Raw genomic sequence first — 631 nt, 5'->3', positions numbered from 1 at the left:
GCTACAGGCATCGTGGTGTCACGCTCGTCGTTTGGTATGGCTTCATTCAGCTCCGGTTCCCAACGATCAAGGCGAGTTACATGATCCCCCATGTTGTGCAAAAAAGCGGTTAGCTCCTTCGGTCCTCCGATCGTTGTCAGAAGTAAGTTGGCCGCAGTGTTATCACTCATGGTTATGGCAGCACTGCATAATTCTCTTACTGTCATGCCATCCGTAAGATGCTTTTCTGTGACTGGTGAGTACTCAACCAAGTCATTCTGAGAATAGTGTATGCGGCGACCGAGTTGCTCTTGCCCGGCGTCAATACGGGATAATACCGCGCCACATAGCAGAACTTTAAAAGTGCTCATCATTGGAAAACGTTCTTCGGGGCGAAAACTCTCAAGGATCTTACCGCTGTTGAGATCCAGTTCGATGTAACCCACTCGTGCACCCAACTGATCTTCAGCATCTTTTACTTTCACCAGCGTTTCTGGGTGAGCAAAAACAGGAAGGCAAAATGCCGCAAAAAAGGGAATAAGGGCGACACGGAAATGTTGAATACTCATACTCTTCCTTTTTCAATATTATTGAAGCCTGTCTCTTATACACATCTGACGCTGCCGACGACAATTAAGCCGTGTAGATATCG

1 protein-coding gene is annotated in these 631 nt (G+C 47.2%); it reads right to left on the bottom strand.

Annotated elements, in window-relative coordinates; translation table 11 throughout:
• Positions 1 to 548 (bottom strand): class A beta-lactamase (bla, locus tag ACQG07_RS19230; RefSeq protein WP_122766341.1); only part of this gene is annotated, 548 nt, incomplete at its 3' end.
• Between the last annotated feature and the right edge of the window lie 83 nt (positions 549 to 631).

The organism is Plantibacter sp. 2H11-2 (assembly GCF_050031945.1).
GTDB lineage: Bacteria > Actinomycetota > Actinomycetes > Actinomycetales > Microbacteriaceae > Plantibacter > Plantibacter auratus.
This window is presented reverse-complemented; position numbering and strand designations above follow the sequence as displayed.